A 21,007-nucleotide genomic window follows, 5' to 3' on the forward strand; every position below is an offset into this window, starting at 1 on the left:
CATCCAGCATGTGCGGCACTTGTTGAAGCATCCCCGTCGGATCAACGAATTTCAACGGGTTATTGCTGGCATACGCATAGCGATTGAAGTTGAACACATTGCCCGGGCCACCCGCTATCGGATCGACCGAGAGAAACCTGCCCAGATCCGCATCGTAGTAGCGCTGCTGCATGTATGTCAGCTCCGTCAGCGGATCTTCGTAGTGGCCCGTGTAGCCCGGTGCTTCGTTCTTCTGCTGATTGTCGGATGCTGCGCCGTACGCCTTGTAGTCCGTCTTGGCGACAACGTTTGCTTTGTCGTCGGTCATGATCACGTTGCTGCCAAGGCGGTCGGTATGGATGTAATACACCGCGTCGGCTACCGCCGGGGCGGCTGGCACGGTGTATTGGCCCGAGCCACCGAGTAGCGTGTAGGTACCTGACGGAAAGGCGGGTACGCTGTAGACGTAAATGGTTCGGTCCGCATATTGCTGCCGTATCGCGATGTTCAGCGCGATGGCAAAGCGGTGCGGGCGATTCTGGGTGCGGCATACCTGGTCCACGTCGGGCTCGTTGGGTTGGTCCGTGGCGGCTGTGGCGATCTTGATGCCGCCACGGTCACGCTCTCCACCCACGTAGAGTTCCACTTGAGGTGAAACAGTGGATACATCCGTCCAGCACGACCAGCCGCGGACGACCATTTCGCCCGAGCCGACTTGGGCAACGCCATCCACATGGCCCAAAGCGGTTTCGAAGCCCGCATAGGCTGGCGCCCATGGCAGTATGGCCATGCATGCGATCAGGCGGCGCTTCCAACGCCGCTTTTCTTGCGTCGGCCGGGGTGGTGCGGCATCGCGCTTCATTGCCTGCATCCTGCTCATGGCTGAACCTCCTTGTTGGAAGCGCTGATGGGTTTGCCTGGCAAGCCCGAAGCAGGCGCCGCTCGGCCAATCCCATCCTTGAACACACTGATCGTGAAATCCGTTTTCGGCGAACAACCTTCGTCATTGCATGCGCGCACATAGCCGACATAAACACCCGAGAAGGTCAACTGAAAATCGCAGTGTGTGTCACTGGTGGTGCAATTGAACCCGCCACGCTCGGAACCCACTTCGTAACGAGTGACGCGATCGACGGGGTTCCATGCCACGTGCATGAGGAAGGGGAACTGCACGCCGTAGTACTCGCCGCCATTTTCGGGACTGAGTAATTCAGGTTGCGCGGGTGGCCCGCTCGGGTCGGTATCAAGCTCGACAGTGACGGCTTCGGAGTAGCCAGGCCCACGATCACCGTAAGCATTGCGCGCCATGACACGATACTGGAAGGTGCCGGCCACGGCAGGCCGCTCGATGGTATTGCTGCCCCAGTCCGATGCGATGCGCGTCCATGGATAGTCTTCGCCAACGGGTGGCACCCTACGTTCTTCAATGTCGTAGACCGCGGCGCTGTAGGGCGTGGACCAGGAAACGGAGTAAGGCCCTTTCTGAATACCCTGGGGAACCGATACGGTAGGCCACTGCGGCGTCACACCCATCGGACCGGACATCACCCATCCACCGCACGTGCTGGTGCACGTGCGCACGCGATAGAGATAGGTACCGCCCAAGCGGTCTATTTCATTGCCAGGAATGGTGTAGCTGGTGGCGGCACCACTATAGATTTGACGCCATTCACCGCCGTCGTGTTGTTCTTCCAACTCGTAGGTGCTGGCACCTTGGGCGCTGCCCCAGGCGATGGTGTAAATGCCGTTGGTTGGACTGCCTGGCGTGAAGCTGATGGCGCCAGGCAATTCCTGCCTGCGCGTGGTGGACTGCGCCACCAGCTTGCTGCCCAGGTAGATGTAGTCGGTCTCGCTGGAGGCGACGTCGTTGTCGCGCTGGAGCATCAACTGGCCGGTCTGGTTGCTGTAGACGTAGTAGGTTTTGTTGCCGCCTACACCTAAACGCGTCTTGAGCACGCGACGGCCAAAGGCATCGTAGACGTAGCTTTCGCGGCCGCTGACTTCGGTGAGGCGGTTGGCGACGTCGAAGGTGAAAGGCGTGCTGTCGCGTTGAATGACATTGCCGCGGTTGTCGTAGGCGAACTGGTGCGGCTGGCCGTCGGAACCCGTGGCCTGGCTCAGGCGGTTGAGCGGATCGTATTGGTAGTCGCGCACCAGGCCGGTGTCGTTGACGATACGGCGCAGGTTGTTGAGCGGATCGTAGCTGTAGGTTTCGCTGTTGGTGGCGCCAGGCAAGGTGGCGCGCGTCAGGCGATTGAGCGTGTCGTATTGGAAGTTGCGTAGGCTGCCGGCGCCTTGCAGCAGGTCGTTGGCCTGGGTGAGGTTGCCGTTGGGGTCGTAGTTGAAGTCCTGGCTGAAAAGCAGTTGCCCATTGGGCAGCATGTAGCTGAGGTTGCGCGGCAAGGTACGCGCGTTCTGCTCGGCGAAGTATTCGATGCCGTTGCCGTATTTGAAGTACTCCAGTTCGCCATTGGGCAGGTAACGTGCGCCATTGGCATACGTACCCGCTTGGGTCGGACGGCCCCATGCGTCGGGTGCGTGGTCGACCACGCGGCCATCCGGATAGGCGGTGCTGGCAAGGCTGCCGTTGGCGTCGTAAGCGTAGCCAAGGGTATACGGCAGGCCGTCGACCACGAGTGTTTCGCTGGTGGGCAAGCCAAGACTGTTGTAGGCATAGGTCCAGCGGCTTAGACCGGTGTCCGCGCTGGTAACGCGCCCCATGGCGTCATACGTGAACTGCGAGGAAAGTGTGCCAGCGGGATAGGCCACGCTGAGCACGCGATTCATCGCGTCGTAGCTGCGGAAGGTTTTTGCGGCGTCCGCCACTTGCTCGCGGCCGCAACCGTTGCCGTTGATCGCCAGGCCCTGTGCGCTCCAGGTCACGCGACTGCCGGCGTCGTAGTCGACCACCGTACTGCCGGTTTCCGGCTCGATGGTGCGGCACACGCGCATGTTGGCGTCGTAGATGTATTGGCGGGTCAGCGAGACGTTGGCATTTTGATAGCGGCCGGATTGCGTGAGGTTGAGCGGCTGACCGTAGCTATTGCGTTGGATGGTTTGTGAAATACCTTCAGGTGCATCGACCTTCAATACAAAGCGGTTGTCGGGATCGCCGAAGGCTTGATAGGTCGTGGTAGTCCTTGCTCCTTTGGAATCGGTGATTTGCGTACTGCCACCGCCGCCGATCTGATACTTGATCGTCGTGCTCAACGGCCCCTGTTCGGAGTCTTGCCGGATACTCAGCAGCCGGTCGAGAGCATCGTAGTTGTCGTAGTGCGTACCTTGGTTGAGCGCACTCATGTCTTGCATGCCACGCAGCGGGTAGGAAGCAAACCGCAGACGGCCACGCCAGTCATAATCGCGCCGTTGCGTAGACCATGCATTGCCATCGGTGGCGTTGGAGCGCTCACTGCGCCAGATGGGATGCATGAGCGCATCGTAGAAAGTGAACTGCGCCGCGTCACCATGATCTTCCTGTACGCGCCAGTGGCCTGGCGCAACACCCCATTCGCCTTGCGTCTCGAAGGTGTAGCTATAGGTGATGTCGTTCCACGTCACGCCGTCGCTGGCAGGCCGATGTGCGCGAACGATACGGCCCATGCTGTCGTAATCCGCGTTCGTGGTGGCGCCAGCGCGATCGACGTGCACGGCGATGTTGCCGAAATCGTCGGGCCAGCTTTCTTCTTTGGTGCCATCGGGAAAAACCGTGGTAACGGGTTTACCCATTACGTAGTTCTGGTATTGCGTGGTGAGACCGTTGTCATCGGTGACGCTGGTGACATGGCCTTGTGCATCGTACGTGTACGTGGCCTGCTTGAGGCCGAACTGGTAGGACTCCTTGAGCGTTACTTGCCCAAGGTCATAGACATTCTGGCTGATCGTCGTGTTGTCGGCCGGGTTGACGACGGATTGCGGCAGACCAAGCACCCAATGCGGCAGATCGTTGACGTAATCGATTCGCCTTTCCAGTGGCGGCTGACCGGTAATGCTGTTGCTGTAGCGCACTTGCGTGGGTTGACCAAAAGCATTGAAGGCTATCCACTCAGTGGAATAAAAGCCTTCCTGCGTGACCATTCGCCTGGCGAGCGGCGTCAGGCTGGCAAGTGCCAAGTTATTGAACCGGCTATTGGCGGCAACGCCAAGTGATCGAGGATACGCGCCGCCACCATTGGAGTAGCTGAAGGCAACGCTGCGCAAGATATCATTTGGGCTACGATCGATATCCACGAACAACAGCTGCCCTTCGGTTGCGTCAGTCCTGTTGCTGGAGGTGAATCGCGTTACACGGTTGTCGGGATCGACTGTTTCCATCCAACTGGATGTCGTGGACGCCTCGGCATACGGTAGCTCCATTTCGCCGCACTGATGTTGGCACCGGTGTAGCTGCGTTCGGTCAGCGAAAGCGTGTCGTAGCGCGATGGCTTCCAGGGCAGGTTACTGAGTGCTCCGCATTCACTGCCCGTCAATGACCGGCCATGACGCACGCCTGCTAAGGTGAGTTGCTCGGTGAGGCCATTAGGATCGGACATGGATCCCGTAAACGTCTGTGAGGCGTCAAAAGGCGCCACACTGCTGCAGGTGGTGCTGCCGTTGTAATTCAAGGTGGCGTCAGCCAGCGCCTGCAAGTTGTAGCTCCAGGCCCTGCCGTCGGGCCGAATCACACCGGTGAGCGTTTCATGGCCGGTTCCGAGATTGGCGTATTGATAGGTCCATATCCGCGGCTTGCTGGTGTAAAGGCGAAGAACAACCCGATCGACCAGTGATGGCACATCCGTGCGATAGCGAAGGTCCAACTGCATTTCGTTGGGATTGATGATGGTGACCAGGCGATCCCCGTCGTAAACGAACTGCTGAACGTTGCCGAAGCGGTCTTCGATACGCGTAACCAGCATCAAGGCTCGCTCCCGGTTGATGGTTCCCGCGCCTTCCACCATCAGCGCGGATGCGCGCTGATAGACGAGATGGTCGAAGGTGTACCGGCTGCCATCCGGCGAAAGCGCGGTAAACGCTTCGCCCGATTCGTTGTCGGTTTTGGGAAGGCAGCTGATCTGCCAATGCTGTTTTGTGACCAAAGGGTATTTTTCAGGAGCGCCTTCGGCAGCCAACGTATTGAGGCGAATATCCCTGCGCAGGATTTCCTGCTCACCATGGCCCGGAACGATCAGCTGGTAGCCTTGCCACCATATATTGGGGTCGACGCCTGCCAAACTTTCCAGGGTGGGTGTGGCAGGCACCCCAAACGCGCTGCATCGTGCATAGGGGTTGGCGCCCGTCACTAGCCAGCCATTGCCATCCTGGCTGCGCACGGTAAGCGTGGTGATGCGCGGCACTTCCAGTTGCCAATCACCAAAGGCGCCGGTGTGCGGTGTACCCGCGGGAAAGCTGCCAGGCGTAAAGCTGCGGATTACCGATAAGGGAAAACTATTGGTCTTCAACCAGGCGTCGGTTTGCGTCAGCAAAAGCTCGCCAGTGACAGGATTGAGCTGTTCGCCAAAAGCTCCCGCATCGGGTAGCGGAATGGTGCGTTTCATGCCGACATAAGCACGCAGCTCCTGCTGCGGCGTGATGGCTTGAGCAAAGGCCGATACCGCGACGAAGCTGCAAAGCAAGGATGCGCCGAGAGCGCGCAGCGAGAAACACATAGGAACTTCCCCAATTGCATGGAACGCAGACGCGTCACATCCCTCAGGATGGAGGCGACGTATCATGATGAGGGGTGGCTGATTAAGCCTCTAGTCGAAGTAGCACCTTGCGTGCTGTCGGAACAAAACGATAGAAAATGTATTACGCCGCGCGGCCATGTCAGCCACCACTGCCAGCCTCGCGCCATCGCAACTCAGCCTCTAGTCGCGAAATGCGCGCTTAGCTGCCGGACTCTAACGATGGAAACCGTGTGGGATGACATATCCCTGTCGACCACTGCGGCCAGTTCGTCATGGCTGCGATTTCATCTGCAGCGCTTGTCCATGCGGCACGACCTGTGCAACAAATGCCTGCCGCCCGATGCGTCCACTGCGCGACAACTGCAGCCATTGGCGCATCGCCAGCAAGCCACCGATCGTTTCAATGGTCGCCGCCGGCACCCAGATGATGATGCCGCCGATCAACTGGCCGGTGAACACGTTGAAGTTGAATGCACGGCCGCAGATTTCAAAGATCGGGTAAAGGTCGGTCTTGGAGAAGGTGATGATGGCGCCGGCCAGAATCTGCGGGGTCATGGTGATGCCGGGCGACAGTACGCGCAGGCCGGGAATCATGCGTCCTGGCGGGCGCGGCCGATGATCGAGCACCAGCCACCAGTACACGAAACCGCTGAGGATCATCGACCAGTTCATAAAGCGATACACGCGCCAGTCGAGCATGGCCAGGGTCTGCGCGGACGGGATCAGCCACACCAGGATGAAGGCGACGAACAGGATGGTGGCGATGGCCGGATTGAGCAGCACGGCGCTGATCACCCGCCACGGCCAGCTGCGTAACGCGGGGCGCAATACGCGTATGCGCCACGTCAGCGGCAAGCCGGCGCGCAGCACCGAGCCTGGGTAAGACGCCACGATCATCAGCGGCGCGAGGTGATGCAGCAGCAACTGCTGGATGCGATGCATGAAGAATTCATGCTCGGCATAGAAATCGAAATAGGTCTGCAGGCTGAGATAGACCATCGCCATGCCGATCCAGAAGGCCAGCTTGCGTCCTGTACTGACGGCTGATTGGCGGCGGCTCTGTAGGTTGGGGTGCGAACCCCAACATCGCCATGCATGGATATTTCGACGTCGAGGTTGGCACCCCAACCTGCTCAGCTTGCGGCAGCCGCGCCAGTACAGCACGCAGGCACCGATGAAGCTCAGCAGGAAAACCCAGGAAAATTCCCAGGGAGTGAGCCATTTGAGCAGGATGGCGCTCATCGGTGTTTTACGTTACCCCAGCTGCGGAATGCCTATACAGGGCGATGTTGGGGTTCGCACCCCAACCTGCGAGCGTACATGCAGAGCGGGTGGTGCTTTGCTGCGGCATATCGCCCTCACCCGCCGCGCTGCCGCCGGTTCCGCCGCGTACGCCGCCAGCCGTACATCAAGCCCACTAGCGTAATCAGCACCGGCAGCACCACGATATTGATCACCTTCAGTCGCGTGCCCAACGCATCGATCTCCGCATTGAGCTGATGCTGCACGTCGCGCAGCTCCTTGCTGATCGCCAACTGGCGTTGCAGGAACTGTTCGATTTCCTGTTTCTGCTCGGCGCTGGTCGAGGTATCGCGCGTGCCCTTGTTGGGCTGCAATTCCTCCAGGCGACGCTTGGTATCGGCCAATTCCCCTTGCAGCTCACGTTCTTTTTGGAGGAATTTGCGGTCCGCTGCGCTGCGCAACGCCTGCACGCGGGTGAATGGGCGCTGCGAGGTGGAGCGTCCGCGGATGGACAGCAGCGCAGAGGAACCCGTCAGGTTGTCCACCATGTTGCTGATGAAATCGCCGTTGTTGGCGAAGGCGCTGAGCATCGGCTGGCCGAAGTAACTTTGCTGCGCTTCCACCCACAGGCGATCGGTCAAGAGATCGGTATCGGCGACCAGGATCACTTCCGCATTCGCCGGCGACTGGGCAAGGTGCCCCGGCCGCTTGGCGAATTCCGGAAATGCACTGGCAAACGTGCCGCGCAAACGCGCGGCAATCACGTAGTTCTGGTTTTGCGGCTGATAACCGTCCAACAGCGTGGATGGATTGGTGCTGGCTTCGATCACGCGCTGCGTCGGCACCACTTCCGCATCCGAACTGCTTTGCATCAGCGGAATCAATCGGCTGTCCGCGTTCGGCAGGAGATCGAAGTGCCCGGCGCTCGAGACGTTGATGCGCTGCAGGCTGGCGGTGATCACGTCGTCACGGTTCAATTCCGACGCCCCAAGCCCAAGCATGGCCGGATGCGCCAGGTTGGTGCCGGCCAGTTCGATCTGCAAAGCACGCGCACGATCGAGCACCACCTGATCCGGGCTGAACGACACGCCCCAATCGGCAAACAATCGCGGCAGATTGGAACTGTGGTTGTTGGTGGCGCTGGTCGGATCATTCACCAGCGGCACCGGATCGGATTCCGAGAAGGGATCGACGAACACCACCAGATGCCCACCGCGCAGCACGTATTGGTCCAGCGCGTATTGCACGTTGGCGGGTAAATCCTTGGGATGAATCAACAGCAGCACCTGGATGGCCGGGTCGATCTGCTTGAGCTTGTCCGTGTCGATCATCTGCACGTCGAACTGTTGTTGCAGTTGGCGCACCACCGTCCAGGGCTGGGCGTTCTGCGCCGAATCGCCCATCACTGGCAGGTCGGTCATGATGCCGACGCGCGGACGTTCCGGCTCGCTCAGCTGGTACAGCAGTTTGGCGATGTCGTATTCAAGAAAGGTTTCGCGGTTGGGATCGAAGAACGGGATCGGCAGGGTTCGATCGATCGGCTTGGCTTGTTTTGCTTGCGGGTAATCGGCCAGGGAATCGGCTGCGGCCTCGCTGGTCGGTGGCCGCGTGGTGCCGACCAGGCCGAAGAAAATGCGCTCGCCGTTGCTGCCACCGCTGAGCGGTGTAAGGCCATTGCCCTCTGCACTGGCTTCGTCATCGGAATAAGGGACGGGATCCACGATCTGCAGCCGGATACGGCCATGCGAACGGGCGACGATTTCCTGCAGCATCTCCGCAACACGCGCTTCGTAGCTGCGCCACTGCGGCAGATCTTTCGTCGCGTGCTGCGAGAAATACAACGTGAGCCATAGCGGGCGCTTCACACCATCGACGATTTGCCGCGTTCCGGGCGAGAGCGTGTACAGGCCGTCCTGGGTAAGGTCGAAGCGTTCCGGCGCCAGCCAGCGGCTGGTGACGAGGGTGAGGCTGCAATAGGCCACGACCAGTGCAATCAATCCGCTGATCAATACCGTGCGGCGGCGTAGTGGAAGCCCGAACATGTCAGTGGCTCCGCTTCATATCGAGCACCAGCACGCCGGCCGTCAGCCATGCCGCAATGGTGAGGATGAAATACAACAGATCGCGCACATCGAGCACGCCGCGCGCGATGGCCTCGTAATGCCGCAGCATCGACAAATGCGCCACACCATTGACCAGCCTGCGCGGCAAGCTGCCCTGGAAGAAATCCAGCACTTGCGATTGGCCTGCCAATATCAACAGCACGCATACGACGGCGGTGAGGATAAACGCCACCACCTGGCTGCTGGTCACGGTGGAGAGGCACGCGCCGATCGCCAGGAACGCACCGGCCATCAACCAGCTGCCGATGTAGCCGGCGACGATGATGCCGTTGTCCGGCGAGCCCAGGTAATTGACGGTGATCCAGACGGGAAACGTGAGCACCAAGGCAAGGCCGATGAACAGCCACGCGGCCAGGAATTTTCCCAGCATGGCCTGCCACAGATTGATCGGCAGCGTCAGCAGCAATTCCAGCGTGCCGGACTTGGCCTCTTCCGCCCACAGGCGCATCGACACCGCCGGCACCAGGATCAGGTAGAGCCAGGGATGCATCACGAAGAACGGTTGCAGATCGGCAACGCTACGATCGTAAAAATCACCCACGTAGAACGTGAGGATGCCGGCGAGCACCAGAAAGATCACCAGGAACACGTACGCTACCGGTGTCACGAAATAGCTGCGCAATTCGCGGCGCATGACTGCCGTGATGGGATTCATGCCTGGCCCCCGGTTTCACTGCCGAGGGTGATCTGGCGGAACACTTCATCCAGGCGCCCACGCTCCAGCTGGATTTCGGAAATCTCCAGCCCTTGCTGGCGCAGCAAGGTTTCGACCGGCTCCAGGATCCGCTCGCCGGGCTTGGGGAAAACGGTGATACGGCCGTCCAACGGATCCACTTCGATGCCGGCCACCTGCGGTAAGCGCCCAAGCATCTCCTGCGACACGCCGCTGCCGGCCGCGCTGAAAGACACCGCACCGTGATAGCGCGAACGCGCCTCCAGTTCGGCGGGTGTGGCATCGGCGCGCAATTGGCCGCCCGCAATGATCACCACGCGATTGCACAGCGCGTGCACTTCTTCGAGCAGGTGCGTGGAAATCAGGATCGTGCGCTCGCGCGCCATCGTGTCGATCAGTCGACGCACGGCGTGTTTCTGGTTGGGATCGAGACCATCGGTGGGTTCGTCCAGCATCAACACCGGGGGATCATGCAAAATCGCCTGCGCCAGCCCCACGCGGCGGCGCAAGCCCTTGGACAAGGTTTCCACGCTGACGCCCAGCGCCTCTTCCAATTGCAAATGGCTGACCACTTCATCGAACCGCCGCCGCCCGACATCGGAACGCAGCCCGCGCATGCGCATGATGAACACCAGGAATTCGCGCACTGTCATTTCGCCATAGCTGGGCGCACCTTCCGGGAGATAGCCGAGCGCACGCTTGGCTTTCATCGGCTCCTTGAGCACGTCGTGGCCACAGACACGCGCGGTGCCCGCACTGGGCGAGAGGAAGCCAGCGATCATGCGCATTGCCGTGGTCTTGCCGGCGCCGTTGGGGCCTAGCAGGCCGAGCACCTGTCCGGGTTCGGCGTAGATGCTGAGTGCATCCACCGCAGTCAAATGGCCGTAGCGCTTGGTGAGCTTGTCGGTCTCGATCATGTCCGCTCGCGAAAGGAACCGCAACGCAATGTACCGCAAGCGCGCGGCAAAGTTCGCCAGCGACACGGAGCGATGTGACGGAAAAGAAAAAGCCCTCCACCAGGGAGGGCTTCTTCTTCAATCATGCAGCGAGTGGTTTACTTCGCCGCGCTGCTGGCCGGAGCCGGCGCGCTGCTGCTGGAAGCGGGCTGCGGGTTGTTGCTCAACACGCCCGGCTGCTTCATGCCAGCCTGCTGTTCCGGCGTCTGCTGCGGCACGGCGCCGCCCGTGACGCCCTGGAGATCGGCCACTGGCAGATACACTTCGTACTGCGCGTAGGTGGTGATGTTGCCGGAGTTGTCCTTCACCTCGGGCTGCACTTCGATGTCGTAGCTGCTGTCGGTGATTTCGTTGAACTTCAGGCCATGCGTCTGCGCATAGGCTTCGAGCTGCTCGCGGGTGTTCTTCACGCCGACGATGGTGCCGTTCCACTTCGCCATCAGTGCGGGTTTGCCGAAGGCCAGCATGCCGCGCACGTTGTTGTCGATCACCAGGCGGCCGTTGCGATCCTTGTCGCCCGGATTCAGCGCCGGCGCATTGGCCGGGTTTGCGCTGGTGCTGGCGGAAGCCACCTGGCTTTCCAGCGACGGCGGGGTTTGCGGCGCCAGCTGGTAGCTCTGGCCGTTCATGTTGATGCTGCCGTTGTCGATCGGCATCGCCACATCGAACGAATAGGTCTGGTCGCCGAAGTTGGTGGTGTAGATGATGCGCGGACCGGTGATGTTCACGCCCAGCTTCTTCGCCGCGGCCTTGATTTCGTTCTCGGCGGCCGGCACGGCATCGTTCATGGCGTCGATCAGGCCACCCTTGAGGTTGATCTGGGTGGAGACCAGCAGCACCGGCGTCGCCTTGGGCTGCTCCATGTACGGAATCAGGTCGCTGTAGTCGACGTTCGGCACGCTGGCCAACGCGTTCTGCAGGTTGTTCAAGCTGTACTGGATGAAAGCGTCGGGCTGGCCGTGGATGTACAGGTTGGAGTAGCGATCCATCAGGTTGAAGCCGTAGCTCACGTCATACGACCAGGTGACCTTGGTCAGCTTGCCGGTGTTGCCCTGGCGCAGCAGGTCGAGCGTGAAATGCTTGTCGCTGCCGCGCCAGGCGTTGTCCACGTTCCAGATCAGCTGTGCACTGTTGACGGTGCTGTCGATCTTGTTGAAAGCCGGCGTGGCGTTGGCGATGGTCAGCTTGCCGTCGCCCACTTTCTGGTCCTGGCTGCTCCAGCTGATTTCGGAGCCCGGACCGAAGCTGCTGCCGGAAAGGGTGTACTGGGTTCTCGCATCGTATGCGCGCAGTACGCCGTAGTCGGGGAAGGTACGGAAGTTGGACACCATGTCGTAGACCTGGCGCAGGTCTTTGCTTACCACCAACGACCGTTCAACGTGGCCACTGCCAGGCATGATGATGCCCACCACGACGCCGACCACGACGACGATGATGAGGGCAACGATGAATTCCAGAACACGCGTCATTCCAGGTTTCTCCGAGACGTCTCTCTAAGGCGGTGAATAGCGCGTCGAAACGAGACCGCCAAAAAGAGTCTTCCCTCGAGGGAAACCGCATCAGGACGGGGGATCGGCCGGCGCCTAAGCTGCCGATGGTACTTGCTCACGCGCAGGAACGCTACGGGCCGAGACGGCCCGTAGCCGCGTTGCGAAGCAGCATTTTCCGACGGCCTAAAGCTACCGGACGATCAGACGATACCCAGTTCCAATGCCTTGAGTACTGCACGGGTTCGATCACGCACGCCGAGCTTGGAAAGAATGTTGGATACGTGGTTTTTCACCGTGCCCTCGGCCACCTTGAGCGAATTGGCAATTTCCTTATTGCTGTAGCCGCCGGATAGCAGGCGCAGGATCTCCGTCTCGCGCTCGGTCAGTGGATCGGGCTGTTCCAGGCTCGTGAACTGGTTGTGGATGCGGCCTACACCGGCCAGCAGGCGCTGGGTGACCATCGGCGCGACCAGCGAACCGCCATGCGCGACGGTGCGCACGGCTTCCACCAGTTGCTCCAGCGAGACGTCTTTCAGCAGATAGCCGCGCGCACCGGCCTTCAGGCCCTGCAGCACGAGCTGGTCGTCATCGAAGGTGGTGAGGATGATGGTGGGCGGCAACTCATTGCGCGCCGACAGCGCCTGCAGCACTTCCAGGCCGCTCATGTTGGGCATGCGCAGGTCCAGCAGCACCACGTCGGGCTTGATGCGCGGAATATCTTGCACGGCCTGCACGCCATCGGCGCACTCGGCCACTACGCGAATGTCCTCGGCCAGATCAAGCAGTGAGCGCACACCCTGGCGCACCAGGTTCTGGTCGTCGACAAGACAAACGGAAATCATTGCGGGTCCTCGCAGCAGAAACGACTTGTCGGTCTTATGAAATTCTGGCAAGTCATCAAGTAAGGCTCAATGCAGGGGGCTCGAACCGGGACGGTGTGTGGGCCAGCACCGAAGGTTCGCCTAGTGGAAGACGGATGCTGAGCGCAAAACCCTGCCCTACCCCACTCTCCATGGTGACGTTGCCGCCAAATTCAGCCAGGCGCTCGCGCATGCCAGAGAGCCCGTTGCCCGGCGTGATGCCGCTGGCGCCGCGGCCATCGTCTCGCGCGCACAGGCTGAGCAGGGTCTCGTCCTCATACGTGAAGGTGAGCCACAGGTTGCGGGCACCGGCATGGCGGGCGGTGTTGGTGATGATTTCCTGCACACAGCGCAACAGCACCTGGGCGCGGCGCGGATCTTCCACGCTGAAGCGCGGCGGGATGGTCAGATGCACCTGCAGGCTCGGCACGCCGTCGATCAGGCTTTGCAGGGCCTGGGTCAGGTCGATCGCATCGTCCTGGCGCAGTTCGCTGACCGCTTCGCGCACGTCAGCCAGCAGCAAGCGCGCCGTGCTTTGCGCCTTGCGCACGTGCACGGATGCCGATTCGTTGCTCAGATGGCTGGCCACTTCCAGATTGAGGCTGAGTGCGGTGAGGTGATGGCCGATTACATCGTGCAGCTCGCGCGCGATGCGCATGCGCTCGGCGATGCGGGTAGATTCGGCGAGCAGTGCACGGGTGGCGCGCAATTCGGAGTTGAGTCGCCTTTGTGCCTCGCGTTCTTCCGCCAGTTGAACTGCCACCAGCGAGGCCACGAAACCAATCACGGCGAAAGCGGTATAGATGCACGCCTGCAGCGTGCCCAGCAAAATGCTGTGCTTGAGTTCGGCGAACGTCGAAAACACCGCCGCCATACTGATCAGTTGCAGCACTATCCAGGCCACGCCCGCCCAAAACGGCACCAGCCAGGGCAGCACTACCGCCACGACCACCAACAGTGCCGCTGACAGACCACTATGGCTGTACCATCCCACCATCACCGCGGTAGCGGTGAGCAGCAGCAGCCCGATCAACCGCGTCCAGATGTGGCTGCGGGCACCAAGATTGTTGGTGATCAGCAGATACAGGACACCGAACAACAGGTACGACAGCGTCCATAAAAGCAACGAGAAATTAGGCCGTTGCAGTAGATCCAGCCGCTCGGTTGCCCAACTGGTGAACAACGGCGTGCCGTCGCACAGATACGCGATCAATCCCGTGATACGCAGCAGCCGAATGTGGTTGAAGTTGGTCATCGCCATACCCGCATCATAGGACCGCCACACCGCGACGGAATGCGCGGGAAGTCATGCGCCATCGTAACCGCCCCGGCCCGGCCCTGGCGCCTTGACCCGCCCATACTAGCCTTCGGTTTTACAAAGCTTTTACATGCCGGTTCATGCCGCAATACGGGATGTGCCGCCCGAAGTCGCATGCCATAATGCCCAGGGATGCTCTGACCCATTTTGCGCAGGTGACACCTGCGCAAAATGGGTCAGAGCATCCCACAGCTGGGCCGTCAGTCGGTCTTGACTAGCCACTACTTAATGCGGAGCAACGAATGGCCCTTGCCATCCGCGACGTGCGCGAGCACGACCTGGATGCCGTCCTGGCACTCAACAACACTGCCGGTCGCTCCATCCTCGCCCTGGACGCCGAACGGTTGCGCTACTTCTACGAACAGGCCGACTACTTCCGCGTGGCCGAAATCGACGGCCATCTCGCCGGCTTCCTGATCGCCCTGCGCGACGGCCGCGACTACGTCAGCCCCAACTACCTGTGGTTCGGCGAGCACTACCCGTCGTTCGTCTACATCGATCGCATCGTGATCGCCAATGCCTACCGCCGCCATGGCCTGGGCCGCATTTTCTATTGCGACGTGAACAGCTACGCCGAAGTGCGGGTGCCACTGCTGACCTGTGAAGTGTTCCTGGAGCCGGCCGACGATGTCGTTGTGCTGTTCCATGGCACCTACGGCTTCCAGGAAGTGGGCCAGCAGCGCATGGGCGAACGCGGCCCCCAGGTGAGCCTGCTCGCCAAGGACCTGCCCAGCTACACCTACGTGCGTGACACCTACCTGGAACATGACGGCCTGCCGGACGTTTCCTGGTTGGCGGGTCGCGATGTCCCCTTGGCTAACCAAGACTCCCAAGCGCGCCGCCTCGCCGGAGAGCGGCGTACATGAATGCAAAAATGGATATTTCTGAAGCCTGCGATCTGCGTTTCGGGCAGGTCGGTATTGCCTGTGTACGTATCCGGCGGCCTGATGCGGCAGCCCTCTGCGAAGAACTGGAACGCCGTGTGCGCTCCGCGCCGCAGCTGTTTTCACGCGCGGCGGTAGTGTTGGATCTAAGCCATCTGCTCAACCTGCCGGACGACGGAACTGTCGATGCTTTGCTGGAAGCCGTGCGCAGCGCGGGCATGTTGCCGGTCGGCCTCGCCTACGGCACCAGCGCTACCGAAGCGCTGGCGCAGCGCATGGGCCTGCCGTTGATCGCCAAGTTTCGCGCCGCGTATGAACCCACCGACGGCGGCAGCATTGCGCCGCCTACCCCGTCCGCTGCAGCGCCCGCGCCGGCACCGGCGCCCATACGCGAACCTGTGCTCGCCGAGCCGACCGGTTCAGTGGGTGCGCAGCGTCACGATGGCACCGTGCGCTCCGGACAGCAGGTCTATGCGCGCGATCGCGACCTGATCGTGGTCGGCACCATCGCCAACGCCGCCGAAGTGATCGCCGACGGCAGCATCCATGTTTACGGCAGCCTGAAGGGCCGCGCGATGGCCGGTGCGCAAGGCGATACGAAAGCGCGTATTTTCATCTCGGACTTCCGCGCGGAGCTGGTCGCCATCGCCGGCCACTACCGCGTGTTCGAGCAGATACCGAAAGACCTGGAAGGCCAGTCCGTGCAATGCTGGCTCGACGGCGAAAAACTGCTGATTGCACCGCTGAAGTAATCGATGCCCTGATTCATTCAGAGCACAACTTATTAGAAGAACATATTTTTCGGAGATGAGCCTTGAGTGCTGAGATTATCGTTGTGACGTCCGGCAAGGGCGGCGTGGGCAAGACCACCACCAGCGCGTCGCTTGCCACGGGCCTGGCGATGAGCGGCAAAAAAGTGGCCGTGATCGACTTCGACGTCGGCCTGCGCAACCTGGACCTGATCATGGGCTGCGAGCGCCGCGTGGTATACGACTTCGTCAACGTGATCCAGGGCGAAGCCTCCATCAAGCAGGCGCTGATCAAGGACAAGCGCCACGAAAACCTCTACGTACTCGCCGCTAGCCAGACGCGCGACAAAGACGCGCTCACGCAGGAAGGCGTGGAGAAAGTGCTCGACGAGCTGGGCAAAGACGGCTTCGACTACGTCATCTGCGATTCGCCCGCCGGCATCGAGAAAGGCGCGCACCTGGCGATGTACTTCGCCGACCACGCCATGGTGGTGGTAAACCCGGAAGTGTCGTCGGTACGCGACTCCGATCGCATCCTGGGCCTGCTCGCCAGCAAGACCCGCCGCGCCGAACGCGGCGACGGTACCGTCACCCAGCACCTGCTATTGACGCGCTACAACCCCGCGCGCGTCGAACAAGGTGAAATGCTCAGCGTGAAAGACGTGGAAGAAATTCTCGGCATCAGCGTGATCGGCGTGATTCCGGAATCGGAAAACGTGCTGGCTGCCTCCAACTCCGGCGTGCCGGTGATCCTGGACGAAAACTCCAACGCCGGCCATGCCTACCGCGACACCGTCGCCCGCCTGCTCGGCGAAACCCGCCCGATGCGCTTTCTCGATGCACCCAAGAAGGGCTTCTTCCAGCGCGTGTTCGGAGGTTGAGCGCCATGGGCATTCTCGATTTTCTAAAGCGCAAACCCGAACCGACCGCTGTCGTGGCGAAGGAACGCCTGCGCATCATCGTGGCGCAGGAGCGCTCCACCCGTGGCGCCCCGGATTATCTGCCGCTGTTGCGCAACGAACTGCTCGAAGTCATCAAGAAGTACGTCAACGTCGACCTGGATGCAATCAACATCAATGTCGAGCGTGACAGTGGGCATGAAGTGCTGGAACTGTCGGTGGCGTTGCCGGATGGCAAGCCGGCGGGGAATCCGGCGACTTGATGCATCACTTCCCTGCCCCGCCGGGAGAGGATCGCCACTGTGCCTTCTGATCCGTCGCCACGGCGAAGGCCGGGGCCCAGCGACTTTGTTGGGGTGTATCCAGAGCAAAGACACTGGGCTCCGGCCTTCGCCGGGGCGACGGATCAGAGAGAACACGCGCTTTTCATGGCAACCAACGGAAACCACGTGCCGTCATCCGTTCTCCGCCTCGCCGACATCGACCGCACCGCCGTCGAATCCCTGCTCACCCACCACGGCCTGACCCTCGCACTGGTTGCCGACGGCGAAGCCATCCCCGGCAGCTTCTGGGGCGACGACGAAGCCGGCATCATCGGCCACACCGTTTACGCACGTGGCGATACACCGGTGCACTCGGTGCTGCACGAAGCCGGCCACCTGATCGTGCTGCCAGCGGAGCGCCGTGGCGAGGTCCACACTGACGCTACCGATTCGATCGAGGAAGAAGACGCCGTCTGCTACCTGCAGATCGTGCTGGGCGACGTACTCCCTGGCGCAGGGCGCGACCGCATCATGGCCGACATGGATGCCTGGGGTTATACCTTCCGGCTCGGCTCAGCCCGCGCGTGGTTCGACCACGATGCCGAGAACGCAAGAACCTGGCTGATCGAGCATGGCCTGCTTAACCAGGCTGGCGAACCGGTATAGTGCGCGACGCCTGATTGCTGCGAAGCTCACCGTGCTGAAGAACACGCGCTACTACGATCCGATCAACAATTTTCGCCGCCGCGTCGCGCGCCGGTTGATGCGCACGGTGTTCGGCAGCCACGGGCAGCCCACTTCGGAACCGCTGCCGGCGAAGGGCATGTATCGCATCCTGGTGTGCCATGTAAGCCATAGCCTGGGCAACACGCTACTGCTGACACCGCTGCTGTCAGAGTTGGAAAAGGTCTACCCCGCGGCGGAAATCGACATCCTTACGCGCAGCCCGATCGCCAAGACGGTCTATGGCCATTTCTTCAACGTGCAGCGCATCTTCCGGCTGCCCGCGCATGGCGTGGGGCATCCGTTCGAGTTCTTCGGCACGTTGCGACGCATGCGCAAGATTCGCTATGACTTGGCGATCGATGCGGACCCCTTGTCGCAAACCGGCCGCCTGCTGACGCTGCTGTCGAACTCCACGTACACGCTCGGCTTCAGCAGCCCGAAGAAACACGGCGAAATCACCCATGCCGTGCCACTGCCGGAACATCTGCAAAGCAAGGGACAACGACCGGTCTATCTCTTGCGTCATGCCATGCAGCGCGATGTAACCGCCGACTATCCGGTGCCGGACATTCGCCTCAGCGCCGGCGAGCGTGCACAAGGCAAAACAGCACTGATGCGCTCGCTAGCCGCCTGCGGCATCACCACGACGGGACGCGGCATCATCGGCATCTTCGGCAATGCCACTGGCGACAAGCTGCTGGGCGATGCGTGGTGGACGCGCTTCATGCAGGAGCTGGAGGCGGCGCATCCTGAGCATCGCTTCGTGGAGATCCTGCCACACTCGGGCGAGTCGATGCTGGGCTCGCGCTACCCCGCGTATTACTCCACGGACCTGCGCAAACTCGCGTGCGTGCTATCCGGTTTGGACGTCTATATCAGCGCCGACTGCGGCGTGATGCACCTGGCTTGCGCCTCGGATGTGCCTACCATGGGCATCTTCACCGTTACCAATGCGGCCGAATGGGGGCCGTATGGGCCGAACCGTCATGTGGTCCCGGCCGCGGGCAAGCAGCCCGAAGAGGTGGCACGCACCATCGCCGCCATGCCGGAGTTGAATCCGTAGGTTGGGGTGCGAACCCCAACATGGTGGCTGATCGACATGGCGATGTTGGGGTTCGCACCCCAACCTACGTATCCCCGCCTACCCACGTCCCCGCTCGTCGGCTAGGATGCCGGCCATGAGGGAGATGGCATGCCTCCCGTTCCTTGGGGACATGTCCCGCGGAACGAACCACCACCTGGTTGATGATGCCTGTGTTGCCGAGCCTCTACCCATGGGAGACGACACAGTATGAGTTGGAGTGGTTTTCTTGCCGTCGGTCTTGGCGGCGCCATCGGATGCTGGATGCGCTGGATGCTTGGCGTCCTGCTCAATCCGGTGTTCATTACCGTGCCCTTGGGCACCCTGGCAGCCAATCTCACCGGCGCCCTGATCATGGGTTGCATGATGGGCCTCATTGAGCACTTCCAGACGTTGCCGCCGGAAGTGCGGCTGTTCGTGATGACCGGCTTTCTCGGCGGCCTCACCACCTTCTCCACTTTTTCAGCCGAAGCGAACACCTTGCTGCTGCGCGGGCAGCTGCTATGGTTTGGCATCCATGTCGCGGTGCATCTGATCGGCAGCCTGAGCATGACGATCCTGGGCATTTTCCTGACGCGCGGTCTGTTGCGTCACTGATACGGAGTCGGCAACGTCATGAGCATCGATGTCTCATTTCGTCATACCCCGGCCAACGGCATCTTCCTGCGCTTTTACACGCACGTGCACGCCAGGCACGATGGCCTCTTGATGTCCGAATGGCTGCTGGAACTGGCCAAGCGCAACCAGCTCGGTGGCGGCTCGGTGTTCCGCGCCACGGCGGGCTTTGGCCGGCATGGCGTACTGCACCATGAAGCGTTCTTCGAACTCGCCGACGACTTGCCGCTGAAAGTGGAATTCCTGCTCAGTGAAGCCAATGCGCAAACCTTGTTGCGCCTGGTGCGGGAAGCCGGCGTTGATCTGGTGTATGCGTGGTCGCCGGTACATTTCGGCATCCTTGGCAAGGACCCAGAGGCATGAGTCAAGATTCATTGCGCCAACGCGCCGCTGAACTGCTCGAACTGGCCGGCGTGCAAATCAATGGTCCTGCTCCCACCGATTTACACGTTCACGACGAACAACTCTACGCACGCGTTTTCGCCCACGGCTCACTGGGGCTGGGTGAAGCCTACATGGATGGCTGGTGGGATGCGGATGATCTTCCCGGCCTGTTCACCATGATTCTGTGCAGTCATCTGGATGAACACCTCAAGACCCTCGATACGCTGATCGCGCATCTGAAGGCACGCTTCATCAATATGCAGCGCGGCCAGCATGCGTTCGAGATCGGCAAGGCGCATTACGACCGCGGCAATGACTTGTTCAGGGCCATGCTTGGCAAGTACATGATGTATTCCTGCGGCTACTGGGCCAACGCCAACAACCTGGACGACGCACAGGAAGCCAAGCTCGACCTGATCTGCCGCAAGCTGCAGCTGAAGCCCGGCATGCGCGTGCTCGATATTGGCTGCGGCTGGGGCGAGGCGCTGAAATTTGCAGCGGAACGTTACGGCGTGGAAGGCGTCGGCATTACGGTGTCCAACGAGCAGGCTGAACTGGCACGTGAGTTGTGCCAGGGCTTGCCGATCGAAATCCGCTTGCAGGATTACCGCGACGTCGACGAGCCATTCGATGCCATCATGTCGATCGGCATGTTCGAACACGTGGGCGGCAAGAATTACCGCGAATATTTCGAGGTCTCACGCCGCTGCCTGAAGGACGATGGTTTGTTCCTTCTGCATTGCATCGGCACCAATCAGGCGCCGGGACAAACCGATCCGTGGATCGAAAAATACATCTTCCCCAACTCCATGATTCCGGCCGCCAGCCAAGTGGCTGCGGCACTGGAAGGCTTGTTCGTGGTGGAAGACTGGCACAACTTCGGTGCGGACTACGATCACACGTTGACGGCGTGGCGCGCGAATTTCGACGCGGCATGGCCTGCGCTTTCCAGCCGCTACGATGAGCGCTTCCGCCGCATGTGGCGTTTCTATTTATCCGTATCCACTGCCGTGTTCCGCAGCCGCCGCGATCAGCTGTGGCAACTTACCTTGAGTCCGTACGGCGTACCCGGCGGTTATCGCGTTCCGCGCTGAGTCCTTCC

General features: G+C 61.0%; 19 protein-coding genes and 1 riboswitch. Of the genes, 9 read left to right on the forward strand and 10 right to left on the reverse strand.

The annotated features are described in order from the left end of the window. The 10 genes from VJR68_RS16445 to VJR68_RS16490 form a co-directional block, all read right to left on the reverse strand. Positions 1-859: RHS repeat-associated core domain-containing protein (locus tag VJR68_RS16445; RefSeq protein ID WP_324149490.1), on the reverse strand; the 859-nt coding region annotated here is incomplete at its 3' end. Next, entirely contained in the window at positions 856-4,290 is a 3,435-nt protein-coding gene (locus VJR68_RS16450; RefSeq protein WP_324149492.1) for a hypothetical protein, read from the reverse strand. The genes VJR68_RS16445 and VJR68_RS16450, both read right to left, overlap by 4 nt. Beyond that, positions 4,260-5,621 (reverse strand): hypothetical protein, encoded by a 1,362-nt coding sequence (locus VJR68_RS16455; RefSeq protein WP_324149494.1) that lies wholly within the window; start codon positions 5,619-5,621, stop codon positions 4,260-4,262. The genes VJR68_RS16450 and VJR68_RS16455 overlap by 31 nt, the downstream gene beginning before the upstream one ends. 291 nt (positions 5,622-5,912) lie before the next feature. After that, positions 5,913-6,884, reverse strand: coding sequence for a cytochrome c oxidase assembly protein (locus tag VJR68_RS16460; protein WP_324149496.1), 972 nt, complete (start codon positions 6,882-6,884; stop codon positions 5,913-5,915). 116 nt (positions 6,885-7,000) lie between these two features. Next, a complete protein-coding gene (locus VJR68_RS16465; RefSeq protein ID WP_324149499.1) occupies positions 7,001-8,926 on the reverse strand; it encodes a Gldg family protein in 1,926 nt (641 codons plus the stop codon). A 1-nt stretch (position 8,927) separates the two neighbouring features. Continuing rightward, on the reverse strand, positions 8,928-9,662 hold the full coding sequence (locus tag VJR68_RS16470; protein WP_324149501.1) for an ABC transporter permease subunit: 735 nt from the start codon (positions 9,660-9,662) through the stop codon (positions 8,928-8,930). Further along, positions 9,659-10,597: an ABC transporter ATP-binding protein gene (locus tag VJR68_RS16475; RefSeq protein WP_324149503.1), complete on the reverse strand. Its 939-nt coding sequence runs from the start codon at positions 10,595-10,597 to the stop codon at positions 9,659-9,661. Before VJR68_RS16475 ends, VJR68_RS16470 begins: the two co-directional genes overlap by 4 nt. 137 nt (positions 10,598-10,734) lie before the next feature. Continuing rightward, positions 10,735-12,105 (reverse strand): polyketide cyclase, encoded by a 1,371-nt coding sequence (locus VJR68_RS16480; RefSeq protein WP_324149505.1) that lies wholly within the window; start codon positions 12,103-12,105, stop codon positions 10,735-10,737. 221 nt (positions 12,106-12,326) lie between these two features. Continuing rightward, positions 12,327-12,968 (reverse strand): response regulator transcription factor, encoded by a 642-nt coding sequence (locus tag VJR68_RS16485; RefSeq protein WP_324149507.1) that lies wholly within the window; start codon positions 12,966-12,968, stop codon positions 12,327-12,329. A gap of 55 nt (positions 12,969-13,023) precedes the next feature. Continuing rightward, positions 13,024-14,247, reverse strand: a complete 1,224-nt coding sequence (locus tag VJR68_RS16490; protein WP_324149509.1) for a sensor histidine kinase — start codon at positions 14,245-14,247, stop codon at positions 13,024-13,026. A 299-nt stretch (positions 14,248-14,546) separates the two neighbouring features. Here VJR68_RS16490 and VJR68_RS16495 point away from each other — a divergent pair, with 299 nt between their 5' ends. The 9 genes from VJR68_RS16495 to cfa all read left to right on the forward strand — a co-directional run bounded on the left by VJR68_RS16495 (position 14,547) and on the right by cfa (position 20,999). Then, a complete protein-coding gene (locus VJR68_RS16495; protein WP_324149511.1) occupies positions 14,547-15,170 on the forward strand; it encodes a GNAT family N-acetyltransferase in 624 nt (207 codons plus the stop codon). Continuing rightward, entirely contained in the window at positions 15,167-15,940 is a 774-nt protein-coding gene (minC, locus tag VJR68_RS16500) for a septum site-determining protein MinC (protein WP_324149513.1), read from the forward strand. Before VJR68_RS16495 ends, minC begins: the two co-directional genes overlap by 4 nt. A 62-nt stretch (positions 15,941-16,002) precedes the next feature. Continuing rightward, positions 16,003-16,818 (forward strand): septum site-determining protein MinD, encoded by an 816-nt coding sequence (minD, locus tag VJR68_RS16505; RefSeq protein WP_324149515.1) that lies wholly within the window; start codon positions 16,003-16,005, stop codon positions 16,816-16,818. Between the two features lie 5 nt (positions 16,819-16,823). Beyond that, positions 16,824-17,099: a cell division topological specificity factor MinE gene (gene minE, locus VJR68_RS16510; protein WP_324149517.1), complete on the forward strand. Its 276-nt coding sequence runs from the start codon at positions 16,824-16,826 to the stop codon at positions 17,097-17,099. A gap of 165 nt (positions 17,100-17,264) precedes the next feature. Continuing rightward, positions 17,265-17,765 carry a hypothetical protein gene (locus VJR68_RS16515; protein WP_324149519.1) on the forward strand — a complete coding sequence of 167 codons (501 nt, stop codon included), beginning with the start codon at positions 17,265-17,267 and terminating at the stop codon, positions 17,763-17,765. Beyond that, complete coding sequence (locus VJR68_RS16520) at positions 17,731-18,888, forward strand: glycosyltransferase family 9 protein (RefSeq protein ID WP_324149520.1); 1,158 nt, start codon at positions 17,731-17,733, stop codon at positions 18,886-18,888. The genes VJR68_RS16515 and VJR68_RS16520 overlap by 35 nt, the downstream gene beginning before the upstream one ends. A 111-nt stretch (positions 18,889-18,999) precedes the next feature. Continuing rightward, positions 19,000-19,087: riboswitch (Fluoride riboswitch) on the forward strand. Between the two features lie 29 nt (positions 19,088-19,116). Further along, entirely contained in the window at positions 19,117-19,503 is a 387-nt protein-coding gene (crcB, locus tag VJR68_RS16525; RefSeq protein WP_324149523.1) for a fluoride efflux transporter CrcB, read from the forward strand. A gap of 18 nt (positions 19,504-19,521) precedes the next feature. After that, positions 19,522-19,884, forward strand: a complete 363-nt coding sequence (locus tag VJR68_RS16530; RefSeq protein WP_324149524.1) for a DUF190 domain-containing protein — start codon at positions 19,522-19,524, stop codon at positions 19,882-19,884. Further along, the gene (gene cfa / locus VJR68_RS16535; RefSeq protein WP_324149526.1) at positions 19,881-20,999 is read left to right on the forward strand and encodes a cyclopropane fatty acyl phospholipid synthase; all 1,119 of its coding nucleotides are present in this window, start codon (positions 19,881-19,883) and stop codon (positions 20,997-20,999) included. Before VJR68_RS16530 ends, cfa begins: the two co-directional genes overlap by 4 nt. Positions 21,000-21,007 lie beyond the last annotated feature (8 nt).

The sequence above is a fragment of the Dyella sp. genome, from assembly GCF_035277725.1.
In the GTDB taxonomy this organism is placed as follows: Bacteria; Pseudomonadota; Gammaproteobacteria; order Xanthomonadales; family Rhodanobacteraceae; genus Dyella_B.